The 19599-nt window shown below is 56.1% G+C and carries 15 protein-coding genes; 14 read left to right on the top strand and 1 reads right to left on the bottom strand.

The genetic code is table 11. The features are described 5' to 3' along the window. Nucleotides 1-6: 6 nt before the first annotated feature. From cmk to A4308_RS11545, 10 genes are all read left to right on the top strand, one after another. Nucleotides 7-690: a (d)CMP kinase gene (gene cmk, locus A4308_RS11500; RefSeq protein ID WP_013097305.1), complete on the top strand. Its 684-nt coding sequence runs from the start codon at nucleotides 7-9 to the stop codon at nucleotides 688-690. Nucleotides 691-801: 111 nt separating this feature from the next. Continuing rightward, entirely contained in the window at nucleotides 802-2475 is a 1674-nt protein-coding gene (gene rpsA / locus A4308_RS11505; RefSeq protein ID WP_008499966.1) for a 30S ribosomal protein S1, read from the top strand. Nucleotides 2476-2645: 170 nt separating this feature from the next. After that, entirely contained in the window at nucleotides 2646-2933 is a 288-nt protein-coding gene (gene ihfB / locus A4308_RS11510; protein ID WP_008499965.1) for an integration host factor subunit beta, read from the top strand. A 213-nt stretch (nucleotides 2934-3146) separates the two neighbouring features. Continuing rightward, nucleotides 3147-5411, top strand: coding sequence for a ComEC family protein (locus A4308_RS11515; RefSeq protein WP_045282259.1), 2265 nt, complete (start codon nucleotides 3147-3149; stop codon nucleotides 5409-5411). 36 nt (nucleotides 5412-5447) lie between these two features. After that, entirely contained in the window at nucleotides 5448-7196 is a 1749-nt protein-coding gene (msbA, locus tag A4308_RS11520; RefSeq protein WP_014883220.1) for a lipid A ABC transporter ATP-binding protein/permease MsbA, read from the top strand. Next, on the top strand, nucleotides 7193-8170 hold the full coding sequence (gene lpxK / locus A4308_RS11525) for a tetraacyldisaccharide 4'-kinase (protein ID WP_023332548.1): 978 nt from the start codon (nucleotides 7193-7195) through the stop codon (nucleotides 8168-8170). The genes msbA and lpxK overlap by 4 nt, the downstream gene beginning before the upstream one ends. A 44-nt stretch (nucleotides 8171-8214) precedes the next feature. Further along, nucleotides 8215-9444, top strand: coding sequence for a winged helix-turn-helix domain-containing protein (locus tag A4308_RS11530; protein ID WP_045282260.1), 1230 nt, complete (start codon nucleotides 8215-8217; stop codon nucleotides 9442-9444). A 45-nt stretch (nucleotides 9445-9489) separates the two neighbouring features. Beyond that, nucleotides 9490-9672, top strand: a complete 183-nt coding sequence (ycaR, locus tag A4308_RS11535; RefSeq protein WP_006174474.1) for a protein YcaR — start codon at nucleotides 9490-9492, stop codon at nucleotides 9670-9672. Beyond that, complete coding sequence (gene kdsB, locus A4308_RS11540; protein WP_014883223.1) at nucleotides 9669-10415, top strand: 3-deoxy-manno-octulosonate cytidylyltransferase; 747 nt, start codon at nucleotides 9669-9671, stop codon at nucleotides 10413-10415. Before ycaR ends, kdsB begins: the two co-directional genes overlap by 4 nt. A gap of 142 nt (nucleotides 10416-10557) precedes the next feature. After that, nucleotides 10558-11451: a YcbJ family phosphotransferase gene (locus A4308_RS11545; RefSeq protein WP_045282261.1), complete on the top strand. Its 894-nt coding sequence runs from the start codon at nucleotides 10558-10560 to the stop codon at nucleotides 11449-11451. Here A4308_RS11545 and elyC read toward each other — a convergent pair. Continuing rightward, nucleotides 11428-12207 (bottom strand): envelope biogenesis factor ElyC, encoded by a 780-nt coding sequence (gene elyC, locus A4308_RS11550; RefSeq protein ID WP_045282262.1) that lies wholly within the window; start codon nucleotides 12205-12207, stop codon nucleotides 11428-11430. The two genes, A4308_RS11545 and elyC, sit on opposite strands and share 24 nt — an antisense overlap. A 124-nt stretch (nucleotides 12208-12331) precedes the next feature. Here elyC and cmoM point away from each other — a divergent pair, with 124 nt between their 5' ends. Genes cmoM through mukB form a run of 4 tightly spaced genes read left to right on the top strand, consistent with a single transcriptional unit; the run spans nucleotide 12332 to nucleotide 19573 of the window. Continuing rightward, nucleotides 12332-13111 (top strand): tRNA uridine 5-oxyacetic acid(34) methyltransferase CmoM, encoded by a 780-nt coding sequence (gene cmoM / locus A4308_RS11555; protein ID WP_014883226.1) that lies wholly within the window; start codon nucleotides 12332-12334, stop codon nucleotides 13109-13111. Nucleotides 13112-13114: 3 nt separating this feature from the next. After that, complete coding sequence (gene mukF / locus A4308_RS11560; protein ID WP_014883227.1) at nucleotides 13115-14437, top strand: chromosome partition protein MukF; 1323 nt, start codon at nucleotides 13115-13117, stop codon at nucleotides 14435-14437. Then, nucleotides 14418-15122, top strand: a complete 705-nt coding sequence (gene mukE, locus A4308_RS11565; protein WP_045282263.1) for a chromosome partition protein MukE — start codon at nucleotides 14418-14420, stop codon at nucleotides 15120-15122. Before mukF ends, mukE begins: the two co-directional genes overlap by 20 nt. Next, a complete protein-coding gene (gene mukB, locus A4308_RS11570; RefSeq protein ID WP_063308520.1) occupies nucleotides 15122-19573 on the top strand; it encodes a chromosome partition protein MukB in 4452 nt (1483 codons plus the stop codon). The genes mukE and mukB overlap by 1 nt, the downstream gene beginning before the upstream one ends. Nucleotides 19574-19599 lie beyond the last annotated feature (26 nt).

Here is a 19599-nt window from a genome sequence, read left to right on the forward strand (position 1 = left end):
AAAAAGATGACGGCAGTTGCCCCGGTAATCACCATTGATGGGCCGAGTGGCGCAGGGAAAGGTACCCTGTGCAAAGCGATGGCGGAAGCATTGCAATGGCATCTTTTAGATTCGGGCGCAATCTATCGCGTGCTGGCGCTGGCTGCGCTGCATCATCATGTCGATGTCGCCTCTGAAGAAGCGCTGGTACCGCTGGCTGCGCACCTGGATGTCCGTTTTGTGTCTACCGATGGCAACCTGGAAGTGATCCTTGAAGGGGAAGACGTGAGCGGTGAAATCCGTACGCAGGAAGTGGCGAATGCGGCCTCCCAGGTTGCGGCCTTCCCGCGTGTGCGCGAGGCGCTGTTACGTCGCCAGCGTGCGTTCCGCGAAGCCCCAGGGTTGATCGCCGACGGACGCGATATGGGCACCGTGGTATTCCCTGATGCGCCTGTAAAAATTTTCCTTGACGCCTCTTCAGAAGAACGTGCTCAACGCCGCATGCTTCAGTTGCAGGAGAAGGGGTTTAGTGTTAACTTTGATCGCCTTTTATCCGAGATAAAAGAGCGCGATGATCGCGATCGTAACCGCGCTGTCGCGCCACTTGTTCCTGCAGAAGATGCATTAGTTCTGGATTCAACCAGTTTAACTATTGAGCAAGTGATTGAAAAAGCGCTACAATATGCGCGCCAAAAACTGGCACTCGCGTAAACGCGACCGATTTAGCAGTACCCCCGCTGCAATGGATTGACGGCGGGTATGTGAAACAACCCCATCCGGCACGGAGCCAGGTGGACGTTAATATTAACCTGAAGATTAAACATGACTGAATCTTTTGCTCAACTGTTTGAAGAATCCTTAAAAGAAATCGAAACCCGTCCGGGTTCCATCGTTCGTGGTGTTGTTGTTGCTATCGACAAAGACGTAGTACTGGTTGACGCCGGTCTGAAATCTGAGTCCGCCATCCCGGCAGAGCAGTTCAAAAACGCCCAGGGCGAGCTGGAAATCCAGGTTGGTGACGAAGTTGACGTTGCGCTGGACGCAGTAGAAGACGGCTTCGGTGAAACCCTGCTTTCTCGTGAGAAAGCTAAACGTCACGAAGCATGGATCACCCTGGAAAAAGCTTACGAAGAAGCTGAAACTGTGGTCGGTGTTATCAACGGCAAAGTTAAAGGTGGCTTCACTGTTGAGCTGAATGGTATTCGTGCGTTCCTGCCAGGTTCTCTGGTAGACGTTCGTCCAGTCCGTGACACCCTGCACCTGGAAGGCAAAGAGCTTGAGTTCAAAGTCATCAAGCTGGACCAGAAGCGTAACAACGTTGTTGTATCCCGTCGTGCCGTTATCGAATCCGAAAACAGCGCAGAACGCGATCAGCTGCTGGAAAACCTGCAGGAAGGCATGGAAGTCAAAGGTATCGTTAAGAACCTCACTGACTACGGCGCATTCGTTGACCTGGGCGGCGTTGATGGCCTGCTGCACATCACCGACATGGCGTGGAAACGCGTTAAGCACCCAAGCGAAATCGTGAACGTGGGCGACGAAATCACTGTTAAAGTGCTGAAGTTCGACCGCGAGCGTACTCGTGTATCCCTCGGCCTGAAACAGCTGGGCGAAGATCCATGGGTAGCTATCGCTAAGCGTTACCCAGAAGGTACTAAACTGACTGGTCGCGTAACCAACCTGACCGACTACGGCTGCTTCGTTGAAATCGAAGAGGGCGTTGAAGGCCTGGTGCACGTTTCCGAAATGGACTGGACCAACAAAAACATCCACCCATCCAAAGTTGTTAACGTTGGTGATGTAGTGGAAGTGATGGTTCTGGATATCGACGAAGAACGTCGTCGTATCTCCCTGGGCCTGAAACAGTGCAAAAACAACCCATGGCAGCAGTTCGCGGAAACCCACAACAAGGGTGACCGTGTTGAAGGTAAAATCAAGTCTATCACTGACTTCGGTATCTTCATCGGCCTGGACGGCGGCATCGATGGCCTGGTTCACCTGTCTGACATCTCCTGGAACGTTGCAGGCGAAGAAGCAGTTCGTGAATACAAAAAAGGCGACGAAATCGCTGCAGTTGTTCTGCAGGTTGACGCAGAGCGTGAGCGTATCTCTCTAGGCGTTAAACAGCTCGCAGAAGATCCGTTCAACAACTGGGTTGCACTGAACAAGAAAGGCGCAATCGTAAACGGTAAAGTAACTGCAGTTGACGCTAAAGGCGCAACCGTAGAGCTGGCTGACGGCGTTGAAGGTTACCTGCGCGCTTCTGAAGCTTCCCGTGACCGCGTTGAAGATGCCACTCTGGTTCTGAACGTAGGCGACGACGTTGAAGCTAAGTTCACCGGTGTTGACCGTAAGAACCGTGCAATCAGCCTGTCTGTTCGTGCTAAAGACGAAGCTGATGAGAAAGATGCAATCGCAACTGTTAACAAACAGGAAGATGCAAACTTCTCTAACAACGCAATGGCTGAAGCTTTCAAAGCAGCTAAAGGCGAGTAATATCAGGTTCTCAGCATCATTTGAGCTGTAACGCATTTACAGCGCGAAGGATGAAGAGCAAACTTGACAGATTACAGGATCCGTCCTGTAATCAATAACAAAGGGCGGCTACGGCCGCCCTTGTTTAATGAGCTGTTCAGCTAATTGGTTTGAAAGGAACCGGAGGAATCATGACCAAGTCAGAATTGATTGAAAGACTTGCCAGTCAGCAACCGCATATCCCTGCCAAGGCAGTGGAAGATGCCGTAAAAGAGATGCTGGAGCATATGGCCTCCACTCTTGCCCAGGGCGAGCGCATTGAAATCCGCGGTTTCGGTAGTTTTTCTCTGCACTATCGTGCTCCACGCACCGGGCGTAACCCGAAAACGGGTGATAAAGTCGAGTTGGAAGGTAAGTACGTTCCACACTTTAAACCGGGTAAAGAACTGCGCGATCGCGCCAATATTTACGGCAACTGAGTTTAGCCAGCCGGTTAAACTGGGTTCGAAAGAAAGCACCTGCGGGTGCTTTTTTTGTTCCTGTCGTTTTCTTCTGGAAGGCACCCCGCATTTCCCGCTGCGTTTTCTGCAACCTGTTAAAAACCTTGCTGCGCTTGCTGTAAATCCTTTTCTTCACAACTGACGAGCCGCATCACCCACGAGCATACTGCCCCCTGAAACAGGGAGGTAGCAATGGGAATTCCCGCTTTATGTATCTGCGCCATTCTGGCGATAGCCCCGTTACTCTGGTTACCTGAACTGCCATCACGCTATACCGTCTGGATAATGCTGGCGGGCGGGGTGGTGCTGGGCACATGCCAAAACGTGCGCCTGAAGTATGTGGGGACCGTGCTGTTATTTTGCGCGTGGGGCCTTCTGGCCGCGCAGGAGAGCGTCTGGCCGATGCAGCATTTAACCACGAGAGCCGTGCAGGCCGAGGTAGAGATCACCGCCACTGATGGTGCAACTCAGCATCAGGGAAAGATTCGTACCGTAAACGGCCGGCGCTGGTGGGCGTCCACCGGCGTAACGCTGTATGGAAATTATTTGCCACAGAGAGCATGTGCTGGCCAGCGCTGGGCGATGATGCTCAGGCTAAAACCTGCACACGGCGAGCTGAACGACGGAGGCTATGATCCCCAACGCAGCGCCATTGCCCGACACCAAACGCTGAGCGGGCGCTTCACCCATGCGGAACTTGTTGATGGACACTGCAGCCTGCGAGCGCAATACCTGATGTCGCTGCAAAACCGACTTTCTGATTATCGCTGGGGAGCGGTTATCCTCGGGCTGGGGATGGGAGAGCGTCTGGATGTCCCCCGAGAAATAAAAGACCTGATGCGTGAAACCGGCACACTGCATCTGATGGCGATTTCGGGCCTGCATATCACGCTGGCGGCATCCCTCGTCTGGTTACTCGCGCGTGCGATCCAGTTTATATTCCCCAGCCACCGGGTCCACTGGCAAATGCCACTCCTGGCCGGGGTGTTCTTCGCCGCTTTCTACGCCTGGCTTACCGGTCTGCAGCCTCCTGCACTACGAACGGTCATCGCACTTGCCGTGCTGGCGGCGCTGCGAATCGGTTCCCGCCAATGGTCGCCGTGGCAGGTATGGTGTTGCTGTGTCGCGGCGATCCTGATAAGCGATCCCTTAGCCATACTTTCTGAGAGTCTGCTCCTGTCCGCATTTGCCGTCGCGGCGCTGATTTTCTGGTTTCAGTGGCTGCCTCTTCCTCGCTGGCAGTGGGCCCGACGCATACGGCCACTACTTAATCTGATCTATCTGCAGGTCGGCATGCTGGTGTTGCTCATGCCGTTACAGGTGCTGATTTTCCATGGCTTCAGTATCTCCTCTCTGGTCGCCAATCTCTTTGCCGTTCCGATAGTGACGTTTGTCAGCGTACCGCTGATTTTACTCGGTATGTTGCTCCATCTGTTACCGCTGGGGGGAATGGAAAGTGCCATCTGGTTTGCAGCCGATAAGTCCCTTGCCGGGTTGTTCTGGCTACTGATGCGCTTGCCAGACGGCTGGCAGAGTGTGGATCAACGCTGGCAGTACATGACGCTACTGCCCTGGCTTATCATCATCGGCTGGCGTTTGCGAGCCTGGAAAACCGTTCCAGCCGTGTGTCTGGCTGGGAGTCTATTGCTGGCATTTCCCCTCTGGCGAACGGCTAAAAGTGATGCCTGGACGCTACATATGCTGGATGTGGGGCAGGGGCTGGCCATGGTCATCGAACGGCAGGGAAAAGCGATTCTCTATGATACCGGGCTCGCCTGGCCAGGGGGAGATAGCGCACAGCGGTTAATTATCCCCTGGCTGCGCTGGCACCATCTGCGGCCAGATGGCGTGATTCTCAGCCATGAACATCTTGACCATGCAGGAGGTCTCGCATCGCTGCAAAAAGCATGGCCGGAGATGTGGGTAAGAAGTCCATTACGTCTGGCGGGGCATCGGCCCTGCTTTCGTGGGCAGAGCTGGAGATGGCAGGGATTAACCTTCACCGTCCACTGGCCCCTGGAAAATGACCCGGCTCGGGGAAACAACCGCTCCTGCGTGGTGAAAGTGGACGATGGTGAGCAGAGTATACTGCTGACGGGAGACATTGAAGCGCCAGCAGAACAGGCTATGCTTAGCCATTACTGGCAACATCTGACGTCGACGTTAATCCAGGTTCCCCATCATGGCAGCAATACCTCATCGTCATTGGCGCTGGTACAACGGGTGGAGGGAAACATTGCGCTGGATTCAGCAGCCCGCTATAACGCCTGGCGGTTTCCGTCGGCGAATGTGGTCCGACGTTATCGAAAAGAGGGGTATATCTGGCAAGATACCCCCCATTCCGGGCAAATATCGGTGACATTCTCGCAACATCGCTGGCAAATCCGGCGCTTGCGGGATCAATTTTTACCACGTTGGTATCATCAGTGGTTTGGCGCGCCCGTAGATAACGGGTAGAATATGCGGCTATTTCAACAAATGCTGGTTTTTTGAATGCATAACGACAAAGATCTCTCCACGTGGCAAACCTTCCGCCGACTCTGGCCGATGATTGCACCTTTTAAAGCAGGCTTGATCGTGGCGGGTGTAGCGTTAATCCTCAACGCAGCCAGCGATACTTTTATGTTATCGCTCCTTAAACCGTTACTGGACGACGGTTTTGGTAAAACGGATCGCTCAGTGTTGCTATGGATGCCGCTGGTGGTTATCGGGCTGATGATCTTACGTGGTATCACCAGCTATATCTCCAGCTACTGCATCTCCTGGGTATCCGGGAAAGTGGTTATGACCATGCGCCGTCGTCTGTTCAGCCACATGATGGGCATGCCGGTCTCATTCTTTGACAAGCAGTCTACGGGGACACTGCTGTCCCGTATTACCTACGATTCAGAGCAGGTTGCGTCCTCCTCCTCAAGCGCGTTGATTACCGTCGTGCGTGAAGGGGCGTCGATCATCGGCCTGTTTATCATGATGTTCTATTACAGCTGGCAGCTGTCGCTCATCCTGATCGTTTTGGCTCCGGTTGTCTCCATTGCCATCCGCGTTGTGTCCAAGCGTTTCCGCAATATCAGTAAAAATATGCAGAATACGATGGGGCAGGTAACAACCAGCGCCGAACAGATGCTGAAAGGACACAAAGAGGTGTTAATTTTCGGTGGCCAGGACGTCGAAACCAAACGCTTTGACAAAGTCAGCAACAAAATGCGTCTTCAGGGGATGAAAATGGTCTCGGCCTCTTCCATCTCTGACCCGATCATTCAGCTGATTGCCTCACTGGCGCTGGCGTTTGTCCTTTATGCGGCAAGCTTCCCAAGCGTGATGGAGACGCTGACGGCGGGTACCATCACCGTGGTCTTCTCCTCGATGATCGCCCTGATGCGTCCCCTGAAATCTCTGACTAACGTGAATGCCCAGTTCCAGCGCGGGATGGCGGCTTGTCAGACATTGTTCAGCATTCTGGATTCCGAGCAGGAAAAAGACGAAGGTACACGCGAGATTGAGCGCGCCCGTGGCGATGTTGAATTCCACAACGTGACCTTCACCTATCCGGGCCGCGATACGCCCGCTCTGCGCAATATCAACCTGACGATTCCGGCGGGTAAAACGGTGGCGCTGGTAGGCCGTTCTGGCTCCGGTAAATCCACCATTGCCAGCCTCATCACCCGTTTCTACGACATCAACGAAGGTGAAATTCTCCTGGACGGTCACGACCTGCGGGAGTACACCCTGCAGTCGCTGCGTAACCAGGTTGCGCTGGTTTCTCAGAACGTGCATCTGTTTAACGATACGGTCGCCAACAACATCGCTTATGCGCGCACTGACGAGTACAGCCGCGAGCAGATCGAGAATGCCGCACGCATGGCCTATGCGATGGACTTTATCAACAAGATGGATAACGGTCTGGATACCATCATTGGTGAAAATGGCGTGCTCCTGTCCGGTGGTCAGCGTCAGCGTATTGCGATTGCGCGCGCGCTGCTGCGTGACAGCCCAATCCTGATTCTGGATGAAGCGACGTCCGCACTGGATACCGAATCTGAACGCGCTATTCAGTCGGCGCTGGACGAACTGCAAAAGAACCGTACCTCACTGGTGATTGCACACCGTCTGTCGACTATCGAGCAGGCGGATGAGATCGTGGTGGTTGAGGATGGCGTCATTGTTGAACGCGGAAGCCACGCAGCTTTGCTGGAACACCGCGGCGTATACGCCCAGCTTCATAAGATGCAGTTCGGCGAATGATTGCACGCATCTGGTCCGGTGAATCCCCGCTGTGGCTGCTGCTTTTGCCGCTCTCCTGGCTTTACGGCCTGGTGAGCGGCATCATTCGTCTGCTTTACCGTCTGGGGATCAAGCGGGCCTGGCGTGCGCCAGTGCCGGTTGTGGTTGTGGGCAATCTTACGGCGGGCGGCAACGGTAAAACACCGGTGGTGATCTGGCTCGTGGAACAGCTGCAAAAACGCGGTATCCGCCCGGGTGTGGTCTCGCGTGGGTATGGCGGTAAAGCGGCGCAGTACCCACTGCTGCTGGCAGAGAAAACCACCACTGCCGAAGCGGGTGATGAACCGGTATTGATTTTCCAGCGTACTGGCGCGCCGGTGGCAGTCTCCCCGGTTCGCAGCGACGCCGTGCAGGCGCTGCTTGCCGAACACGCGGTACAAATTATCATCACTGACGATGGTCTGCAGCATTACGCGCTGGCGCGTGATAAAGAGATTGTGGTCATCGACGGGGTTCGCCGTTTCGGTAACGGATGGTGGCTGCCAGCCGGCCCTATGCGTGAACGCGCTTCACGTCTGAAGTCCGTTGATGCGGTGATTGTAAACGGTGGTGAGGCAAAAGCGGGTGAAATTCCTATGCACCTGTTGCCGGGACTGGCGATAAACCTGGTGACGGGTGAACGCCGGGCGGTTGCTGAGCTGCCTTCGCTGGTGGCAATGGCAGGGATTGGTCATCCTCCGCGCTTCTTCGCAACGCTTGAGCAGTGTGGTGCCAGGCTTGAAAAACGCATTCCACTGGCTGACCATCAGGCGCTGGTGGCAGAGCAGGTTGATGCGCTCACGGCGTCGGGACAAACGCTCATTATGACCGAAAAAGATGCGGTGAAATGCCGTGCCTTTGCGAAAGAAAACTGGTGGTATCTGCCGGTTGACGCTGAACTCAGCGGCGAGCAGCCGGAACACTTGCTCAAGGAACTGATTGCGTTAGTGCAGTGAGGGCTTACGCGGTTCTGGTGGCGCTTTGACTGACAGGAAAACGCATGTCTTTACCGCAACTCTCGCTTACAGCTGCACGTCATTTACACCTCGCCGCGCAGGGGCTGCTCAAAAAGCCCCGTCGCCGCGCACAGCCTGCCGATATCCTCTCTGCCATCCAGCGCATGTCGCTGCTGCAAATCGACACCATTAATATTGTTGCCCGTAGCCCTTACCTGGTGCTGTTCAGCCGCCTGGGCCACTATCCCTCTCACTGGCTTGATGAGGCGCTCAGCAAAGGGGAGCTCATGGAGTACTGGGCGCACGAAGCCTGTTTCCTGCCCCGCAGCGATTTTGCCCTGGTGCGTCACCGCATGCTTGCCCCAGAAAAGATGGGCTGGAAATACCGACAGGCGTGGATGCAGGAGCACGCGGCCGAAATAGAGCAACTCATCAGCCATATTCAGGAAAAGGGGCCAGTGCGTTCCGCTGATTTTGAACATCCGCGAAAAGGCACAAGCGGCTGGTGGGAGTGGAAACCGCACAAACGTCATCTTGAAGGGTTATTCACCTCCGGCCAGGTCATGGTGATTGAACGGCGTAATTTTCAGCGCGTCTATGACCTGACCCAGCGCGTGATGCCACACTGGGACGACGAACGTGACCTGCTTACCCAGGAGGCTGCCGAGGCCATCATGCTGGAAAACAGCGCCCGCAGTCTGGGCATTTTCCGGCCGCAATGGCTGGCAGATTATTACCGCCTGCGCCAGCCCGCGCTGAAGCCGCTGCTGGAGATGTGGCAACGCGAACAGCGCGTCATTCCCGTCACGGTAGAAACGCTGGGAGAGATGTGGCTGCATGCGGATCTCCTTCCTTTGCTGCCCAAGGCGCTGGACGGAAATCTCCAGGCAACCCACAGCGCAGTGTTGTCGCCTTTCGACCCGGTGGTCTGGGACCGAAAACGCGCCGAACAGTTGTTCGATTTCAGCTACCGGCTGGAGTGTTATACCCCGGCACCAAAGCGTCAGTACGGCTATTTTGTTTTACCCCTGCTGCATAAGGGGCGGCTGGTCGGGCGCATGGATGCCAAAATGCACCGCAAAACCGGCACGCTTGAAGTCATTGCGCTCTATCTGGAAGAGGGGGTCAGGGTGAAGGCGAGTCTGGAGAAGGGCTTAACGTCCGCCATTAGCGAGTTCGCCCTCTGGCAGGGGGCTCGCGACGTCACGCTGGGATGCGTTCCCGAAGGGCTATTTATATCCTGTCGAAGTGGCTGGGAAACAGACACGCCCTGAAAAAGGAATGTGTTAAGCTTTAGCGATTACCCATACGGAGGAACTATGGATCACCGTTTACTTGAAATTATTGCCTGCCCGGTGTGCAACGGCAAACTCTACTACAGCCAGGACAAACAGGAGCTGATTTGCAAGCTGGACAGTCTGGCTTTCCCGCTGCGTGACGGCATTCCGGTGTTGCTGGAAAACGAAGCCCGTTCCCTGGTGGCAGAAGAGAGCAAACCATGAGTTTTGTTGTCATTATTCCTGCTCGTTATGCCTCAACGCGTCTGCCGGGTAAACCGCTGGTGGATATCAACGGCAAGCCAATGATTGTGCACGTCCTTGAACGCGCCCGTGAATCCGGTGCCGATCGCGTGATTGTTGCCACCGATCATCCGGACGTCGCCCGTGCGGTTGAAGCCGCAGGCGGTGAAGTGTGCATGACCCGCGTCGATCACCAGTCCGGCACCGAGCGTCTCGCCGAAGTCGTTGAGAAATGTGGTTTCAGCGATGATACCGTCATTGTGAACGTGCAGGGCGACGAGCCGATGATCCCGGCCGTTATTATCCGTCAGGTGGCAGAAAACCTGGCGCAGCGTCAGGTGGGTATGGCGACACTTGCGGTGCCTGTTCACCACGCTGAAGAGGCATTTAACCCGAATGCGGTGAAAGTGGTGATGGATGCCGAAGGCTATGCGCTCTATTTCTCCCGCGCCACCATTCCATGGGATCGCGACCGCTTTGCGCTCTCGAAAGAGACCATCGGGGATTCCTTCCTGCGCCATCTGGGGATTTACGGCTATCGCGCCGGTTTCATTCGCCGCTATGTCACCTGGGCACCCAGCCCGCTGGAGCATATCGAAATGCTGGAGCAGCTTCGTGTGCTCTGGTATGGCGAGAAAATTCACGTTGCTGTTGCCAAAGAAGTACCAGGAACGGGCGTTGATACGCCGGAAGATCTTGAGCGCGTTCGCGCCGAATTACGTTAATACCGTCTGCATCCCTCCTTTCGGAGGGATGTCCTCTCGCCACAATTTTCGCTTTTCTTTTCCCTGATTGATCTCTACCGGGTGACATCTTCATTCTGCGCGCTCATTATAAAAGCAGTAGCATTAATGGGGGTAATCTCATATGGAACAGCTGCGTGCCGAACTTAGCCATCTGCTGGGTGAGAAATTAAGCCGGGTCGAGTGTGTGAGTGAAAAGGCCGATACCGCGCTCTGGTCGTTGTATGACAGTCAGGGAAACCCAATGCCGCTGATGGCGCGAAGTTTCACGTCGCCGGGCGTTGCCAGGCAGCTCGCCTGGAAAATGTCGATGCTGGCGCGGGAGGGGACCGTCCGAATGCCGACCGTGTACGGCGTCATGACGCACGATGAACACCCCGGCCCCGATGTCCTGTTAATAGAGCGTTTACGCGGCGTGCCTGTTGAAGCACCCGCGCGCACGCCGGAACGCTGGGAGCAGTTGAAAGACCAGATTGTCGAGGCGCTGCTGGCCTGGCATCGCCAGGATAGCCGTGGGCTCGTGGGGCCGGTCGACAGCACCCAGGAGAACCTGTGGCCGCTGTGGTATCGCCAGCGGGTGGAAGTGCTGTGGGGAACGCTCAACCAGTTCAATAACACCGGTTTGACCATGCAGGACAAACGTATTCTGTTTCGCACTCGTGAATGCTTGCCAGCGCTGTTCGATGGTTTTAATGATAACTGCGTGCTGATCCACGGCAATTTTACCCTGCGGAGTATGCTGAAAGACTCCCGCAGCGATCAGCTGCTGGCGATGTTAGGGCCTGGGATAATGCTGTGGGCCCCACGTGAATATGAGTTGTTCAGGCTCAGCGACAGCGGGGCGGCAGAAGGGTTACTGTGGCACTACCTTCAGCGTGCGCCCGTTGCCGAAGCGTTTCTCTGGCGGCGCTGGTTGTACCTGCTCTGGGATGAAGTCGCGCAACTGGTCAATACCGGGCGTTTCAATCGCGCAAACTTCGATCTCGCGGCTAAGTCACTCTTGCCCTGGCTCGCCTGAGGAACCTTTCAGCCACTGCCAGAGACGGCCGAGTGTCTCGTAGCCGACGCGATCGCTATGCATCAGCCACATCGGGGAGGGGATCACGCGTTCCCATGGGTTAAGTGGCGCATTGATGGCCATCTGGTTTGCCGGTGCGGGAAGCGGGTGCAGGCCCTGCTTTTCAAAGAAAATCATCGCCCGTGGCAGGTGTGAGGCGGAGGTGACCAGCAAGAATGGAACATCGCCAATCGCCTGCTTCACCGCAGCGGCTTCTTCTTCGGTATCTTTTGGACTGTCCAGGGTAATGATAGCGGAACGCGGTACGCCGAGGGATTCCGCAACTCTGGCACCCGCTTCAGCTGTACTCACCGGGTTCGTTTTTGCTGCGGCGCCGGTGAAGATCATTTTTGATCCCGGGTTCGCCAGCCACAGGCGAATCCCTTCGTTTAGCCGTGGCAGGCTGTTGTTGATCAGATTCGAGCTGGGGGCCCAGTCAGGATCCCAGGTATATCCACCGCCCAGCACCACGATGTATTCCACTTTCTGATTTCCATGCCATGTCGGGTACTTATCTTCAATGGGGCGTAACAGGCCATCCGCGACCGGCTGCAGGCTCAGCAGCAGTAAGACAAGCCAGCCGAACGTGATGAGCGTTTTGCCACTTTTCTGAAAGCGGCTGAACCACACCAGCGCCAGCCCCAGCGCGATGATGATGAGCAGCAGCGGAAGGGGAAGAATCATCCCTCCAATGTATTTCTTAAGGGTAAAAAGCATCCTTTTTGGTTCCTTTTTTGACCATATAGCAGGTGATTACCGGTGATATTACACCAGAGAGGTTCATTCTCCGCGCGGGTGTGACAAAATAGCGGTTTTGCAGTTAGCGAGTGGAACTCTCCCAATGCGGGATCGCAATTTTGATGACATCGCGGAAAAGTTTTCGCGCAACATTTATGGCACCACAAAGGGGCAGCTCCGTCAGACGATCCTCTGGCAGGATCTGGACACCATTCTGGCCACTTTTGGCGACCAGACGTTGCGCGTGCTGGACGCAGGTGGCGGCGAAGGACAGACGGCGATAAAAATGGCCGAGCGCGGTCATCACGTCACGCTTTGCGATCTTTCGGCTGAAATGGTCGCCCGCGCGACGCGTGCTGCAGATGAGAAAGGTGTGAGCGACAACATGCATTTTATACAATGCGCCGCTCAGGACATCGCACAGCATTTGGAAACCCAGGTTGATCTGATATTGTTTCATGCGGTGCTGGAGTGGGTGGCCGATCCGCAAAGCGTGTTACAAACCCTGTGGTCGATGTTGCGCCCGGGCGGCACGCTGTCGCTGATGTTCTACAATGCTAACGGCTTCCTGATGCACAACATGGTTGCAGGTAACTTTGACTATGTGCAGGTCGGGATGCCTAAAAAGAAAAAGCGCACGCTTTCCCCGGACTATCCGCGCGATCCGCAGCAGGTTTACGGCTGGCTGGAAGAGATTGGCTGGCAGATTGTCGGGAAAACGGGCGTCAGGGTGTTTCATGATTATCTGCGTGAAAAACACAAACAGCGTGACTGTTTTGACACCTTAACAGAATTAGAAACGCGGTATTGCCGTCAGGAGCCATTTGTCAGCCTTGGCCGCTATATTCACGTCACCGCGCACAAGCCGCAGATGCAAGGATAACCTATGAGTGAATTTTCCCAGACAGTCCCCGAACTGGTTGCCTGGGCCAGGAAAAACGATTTCTCCATCTCGCTGCCGGTAGACAGACTCTCTTTCCTGCTGGCGGTTGCCACGCTGAACGGTGAACGGCTGGATGGCGAAATGAGCGAGGGTGAACTGGTGGATGCGTTCCGCCATGTCAGTGATGCGTTTGAGCAAACCAGCGAAACCATTAGCGTGCGTGCCAACAACGCAATCAACGATATGGTGCGTCAACGTCTGCTGAACCGCTTTACCAGCGAGCAGGCGGAAGGAAACGCCATCTATCGCCTGACGCCGTTGGGTATTGGCATCACCGATTACTACATTCGCCAGCGCGAATTTTCCACGCTGCGTCTTTCCATGCAGCTCTCGATCGTGGCGGGTGAGCTTAAGCGTGCCGCCGATGCTGCAGATGAAAACGGTGATGAATTCCACTGGCACCGCAACGTTTACGCGCCGCTGAAATATTCGGTGGCCGAGATTTTCGACAGCATCGATCTTACCCAGCGTTTGATGGACGAACAGCAGCAGCAGGTCAAAGACGACATCGCGCAGCTGCTGAATAAAGACTGGCGTGCGGCCATCTCCAGCTGCGAACTTTTACTGTCAGAAACCTCCGGTACGCTGCGAGAATTGCAGGATACGCTGGAGGCGGCAGGGGATAAGCTGCAGGCTAACCTGCTGCGCATCCAGGACGCGACGCTGGCGCATGACGATCTGCATTTTATCGACCGTCTGGTGTTCGATCTGCAGAGCAAGCTCGACCGCATCATTAGCTGGGGACAGCAGTCGATCGACCTGTGGATCGGCTACGACCGACACGTGCATAAGTTTATCCGCACCGCGATTGATATGGATAAAAACCGCGTCTTTGCTCAGCGTCTGCGCCAGTCGGTTCAGACCTACTTCGATGCGCCATGGGCGCTGACTTACGCCAATGCCGATCGTCTGCTGGATATGCGCGACGAAGAGATGGCCCTGCGCGATGAAGAGGTGACCGGTGAACTGCCGCCGGATCTGGAGTTCGAAGAATTCAACGAAATTCGTGAGCAACTTGCGGCGATGATCGAAGAACAGCTCGCTGTCTACAAAACCAGACAAGCTCCGCTGGATCTTGGACTCGTGGTGCGCGACTATCTGGCGCAATATCCGCGAGCGCGCCACTTCGACGTTGCCCGCATTGTGGTAGACCAGGCGGTGCGCCTGGGTATCGCGCAAGCAGATTTCACCGGACTGCCGCCGAAGTGGCAGCCAATTAACGATTACGGAGCCAAGGTACAGGCGCATGTCATTGACAAATATTGAACAAGTGATGCCGGTTAAGCTGGCACAGGCGCTGGCGAATCCGTTATTTCCGGCGCTGGACAGCCAGCTGCGTGCCGGTCGTCACATTGGCTTAGACGAGCTGGATAATCACGCCTTTTTGATGGACTTCCAGGAGTTCCTGGAAGAGTTTTACGCCCGCTACAACGTGGAGCTGATTCGCGCGCCGGAAGGTTTTTTCTACCTGCGCCCGCGCTCCACGACGCTGATCCCGCGCTCCGTGCTCTCCGAGCTGGATATGATGGTCGGCAAAATTCTTTGCTATCTCTATCTCAGCCCGGAACGTCTGGCGAATGAAGGCATCTTCACCCAGCAGGAACTCTACGATGAGCTACTGACGCTGGCGGATGAGAGCAAGCTGCTCAAGCTGGTGAACAACCGTTCGACCGGATCGGATCTTGACCGTCAGAAATTACAGGAAAAGGTGCGCTCTTCCCTGAACCGTTTGCGTCGTCTGGGGATGGTCTGGTTTATGGGCCACGACAGCAGCAAATTCCGCATTACGGAATCAGTCTTCCGCTTCGGCGCCGATGTGCGTGCGGGGGATGACGCGCGTGAAGCGCAGCTTCGCATGATCCGTGACGGTGAAGCGATGCCGGTGGAAAACCATTTGCAGCTCAATGACGAGCATGAAGAGAATCTGCCGGATAGCGGGGAGGAAGAGTAATGATTGAACGCGGTAAATTTCGCTCACTAACGCTGATTAACTGGAACGGCTTCTTTGCCCGAACCTTCGATCTGGACGAGCTGGTCACGACGCTCTCCGGCGGTAACGGGGCGGGGAAATCCACCACCATGGCGGCGTTTGTGACGGCGCTGATCCCCGACCTGATGTTGCTTCACTTCCGTAACACCACTGAAGCAGGCGCGACAAGCGGCTCCCGCGATAAAGGTCTGCACGGTAAGCTGAAAGCGGGCGTCTGTTATTCCGTTCTGGACGTCATTAACTCTCGTCACCAGCGCGTGGTGGTGGGGGTTCGTTTGCAGCAGGTTGCCGGTCGCGACCGTAAAGTGGATATCAAACCGTTTGCTATCCAGGGGCTGCCAACCTCCGTGCAGCCGACCGCGCTGCTGACGGAAACCCTGAATGAACGCCAGGCGCGCGTGCTGACGTTACAGGAACTGAAAGACAAGCTCGAAGCCATTGAGGGCGTGCAGTTCAAGCAGTTCAACTCCATCACCGATTACCACTCCCTGATGTTCGATCTGGGCGTGGTGGCGCGTCGTCTGCGTACCGCTTCAGACCGTAGCAAATACTACCGTCTGATCGAAGCGTCCCTGTACGGCGGTATCTCCAGCGCCATTACCCGCTCCCTGCGCGACTACCTGTTGCCGGAGAACAGCGGCGTGCGTAAGGCGTTCCAGGATATGGAAGCGGCGCTGCGTGAAAACCGCATGACGCTGGAAGCGATTCGCGTGACCCAGTCAGACCGTGACCTGTTTAAACACCTGATCAGCGAAGCCACCAACTACGTGGCGGCGGACTACATGCGTCACGCCAATGAGCGCCGCGTCCATCTCGATCAGGCATTAGAATACCGCCGCGAACTGTTTACCTCCCGTAAACAGCTGGTGGCAGAGCAGTATAAGCACGTCGAAATGGCGCGCGAGCTGGGCGAGCACAACGGTGCTGAAGGTGATCTGGAAGCCGACTACCAGGCCGCCAGCGATCACCTGAACCTGGTGCAGACCGCGCTGCGCCAGCAGGAGAAAATCGAGCGCTACGAAGCGGATCTCGATGAGCTGCAAATTCGTCTCGAAGAGCAAAATGAAGTGGTGGCCGAAGCCGCCGAGATGCAGGAAGAGAACGAAGCCCGCGCCGAAGCCGCCGAGCTGGAAGTGGATGAGCTGAAAAGCCAGCTTGCTGATTACCAGCAGGCATTGGACGTGCAGCAGACGCGTGCGATTCAGTACACCCAGGCACTGCAGGCGTTACAGCGCGCGAAAGAGCTGTGCCATCTGCCTGACCTGACGCCGGAAAGCGCCGACGAGTGGCTGGATACCTTCCAGGCTAAAGAGCAGGAAGCCACCGAGAAACTGCTCTCTCTTGAACAGAAAATGAGCGTCGCGCAAACGGCGCACAGCCAGTTTGAACAAGCGTATCAGCTGGTGGTCGCCATTAATGGCCCGCTGGCGCGTAACGAAGCCTGGAACGTTGCCCGTGAACTGCTGCGCGACGGCGTCAACCAGCGCCATCTGGCCGAGCAGGTGCAGCCGCTGCGTATGCGCCTGAACGAACTGGAACAGCGCCTGCGTGAGCAGCAGGAAGCCGAGCGTTTGCTGGCTGAGTTCTGTAAGCGTCAGGGTAAACATTACGATTTCGACGAGCTTGAGGCGCTGCATCAGGAGCTGGAAGCGCGTATCGCTGCGCTTTCCGATACGGTCTCCAGCGCCAGTGAGCAGCGCATGACCCTGCGCCAGGAGCTGGAACAGCTTCAGTCCCGTTCTAAAAGGCTCCTGGAGCGCGCGCCGGTCTGGCTGGCGGCGCAAAGCAGCCTTAACCAGCTCAGCGAACAGTGCGGCGAACAGTTCGAATCCAGCCAGCAGGTGACCGAATACCTGCAACAGCTGCTGGAGCGTGAGCGCGAAGCCATTGTTGAGCGTGATGAAGTCGGCGCACGTAAGCGTGACGTCGATGAAGAAATTGAGCGCTTAAGCCAGCCGGGCGGGTCAGAAGATCCGCGCCTCAATGCCTTAGCCGAGCGTTTTGGTGGCGTACTGCTGTCTGAGATTTACGACGATGTCGGCCTGGACGATGCGCCATACTTCTCCGCATTGTACGGCCCATCCCGTAACGCGATTGTGGTGCCGGATCTGTCGCTGATTTCTGACCAGCTCGCCGGGCTGGAAGATTGCCCGGAAGATCTCTATCTGATCGAAGGGGATCCGCAGTCGTTCGATGACAGCGTGTTTAGCGTTGACGAGCTGGAAAAAGCGGTGGTGGTGAAAATCGCTGACCGCCAGTGGCGTTACTCCCGCTTCCCGGAACTGCCGCTGTTTGGCCGTGCCGCGCGTGAAAGCCGTATTGAGAGCCTCCATGCCGAGCGTGAAACACTGTCGGAACGTTTTGCGACCCTGTCGTTTGATGTACAGAAAACCCAGCGTCTGCATCAGGCGTTCAGCCGTTTTATCGGTAGCCATCTGGGCGTGGCGTTTGAAGCCGACCCGGAAGCGGAAATCCGCAAACTCAATACCCGCCGCGGCGAGCTGGAACGCGCCATTGCCAGTCATGAAAGTGACAACCAGCAGAGTCGCGTCCAGTTTGAACAGGCGAAAGAGGGCGTCGCGGCCCTTAACCGCATCCTGCCGCGCCTCAACCTGCTGGCAGATGACACGCTGGCCGATCGCGTGGATGAGATCCAGGAACGTCTGGATGAAGCCCAGGAAGCCGCGCGTTTCGTGCAGCAGCACGGCAATCAGCTGGCGAAGCTGGAGCCCGTGGTGTCTGTCCTGCAGAGCGACCCGGAACAGTTCGAGCAGTTAAAAGAAGATTATGCCTGGTCGCAGCAGGTGCAGCGCGAAGCGCGTCAGCAGGCGTTTGCCCTGACGGAAGTCGTGCAGCGTCGCGCGCACTTCGGCTATTCCGATTCGGCTGAAATGCTGAGCGGTAACAGCGACCTGAATGAAAAGCTGCGTCAACGTCTTGAGCAGGCAGAAGCGGAACGTACCCGAGCACGCGAAGCGATGCGCAGCCACTCCGCTCAGCTTAATCAGTACAACCAGGTGCTGGCCTCGCTGAAAAGCTCCTTCGACACCAAGAAAGAGCTGTTAAACGACCTGCAGAAAGAGTTGCAGGACATTGGCGTGCGTGCCGACAGCGGGGCGGAAGAGCGCGCCCGTCTTCGTCGTGATGAACTGCATAGCCAGCTCAGCAACAACCGTGCGCGTCGTAATCAGCTGGAAAAAGCGCTGACCTTCTGCGAAGCCGAAATGGATAACCTGACCCGTCGCCTGCGCAAGCTGGAACGCGACTATCACGAGATGCGCGAGCAGGTGGTGACGGCGAAAGCGGGCTGGTGTGCGGTCATGCGGATGGTGAAAGACAACAACGTGGAACGTCGCCTGCACCGTCGCGAACTGGCGTACCTCTCAGCCGATGAGCTGCGTTCAATGTCGGATAAGGCGTTGGGTGCGCTGCGCCTGGCGGTGGCGGATAATGAGCACCTGCGCGATGTGCTGCGCATGTCAGAAGATCCGAAACGTCCGGAGCGTAAAATTCAGTTCTTCGTGGCGGTTTATCAGCATCTGCGCGAGCGTATTCGTCAGGATATTATCCGTACCGACGATCCGGTCGAAGCCATCGAACAGATGGAAATTGAGCTGGGGCGCCTGACGGAAGAGCTGACTTCCCGCGAGCAGAAGCTGGCTATCAGCTCCCGCAGCGTGGCGAATATTATTCGCAAAACCATTCAGCGTGAGCAGAACCGTATCCGCCAGTTGAACCAGGGTCTGCAGAGCGTGTCGTTTGGTCAGGTGAACAGCGTGCGTCTCAACGTCAACGTGCGTGAAGCCCACGCGACGCTGCTGGACGTGCTCTCTGAGCAGCACGAGCAGCATCAGGATCTGTTCAACAGCAACCGTCTGACCTTCTCTGAAGCGCTGGCGAAGCTGTACCAGCGTCTGAACCCGCAGATTGATATGGGTCAGCGCACGCCGCAAACCATCGGTGAAGAACTGCTGGATTACCGTAACTACCTGGAAATGGAAGTTGAGGTTAACCGTGGTTCAGACGGCTGGCTGCGTGCGGAATCCGGGGCGCTCTCTACCGGTGAAGCGATCGGTACCGGGATGTCCATTCTGGTGATGGTTGTACAGAGCTGGGAAGATGAAGCGCGCCGTCTGCGCGGTAAAGACATCTCTCCATGCCGCCTGCTGTTCCTGGATGAAGCGGCGCGTCTTGATGCCCGCTCTATTGCCACGCTGTTTGAGCTTTGCGAGCGTCTTGATATGCAGCTCATCATTGCGGCACCGGAAAACATCAGCCCTGAAAAAGGGACCACCTATAAACTGGTGCGTAAAGTGTTCCAGAACAGCGAACACGTTCATGTTGTCGGGTTGCGTGGTTTTGCGCCGCAGCCTCCGGAGTCATTGCCGGAAACCACGGCAGACGCTTCCTGAGGCGTTTTGTTACAAAGAGCGGCGCA

Source organism: Enterobacter sp. ODB01 (assembly GCF_001623605.1).
In the GTDB taxonomy this organism is placed as follows: domain Bacteria; phylum Pseudomonadota; class Gammaproteobacteria; order Enterobacterales; family Enterobacteriaceae; genus Enterobacter; species Enterobacter kobei.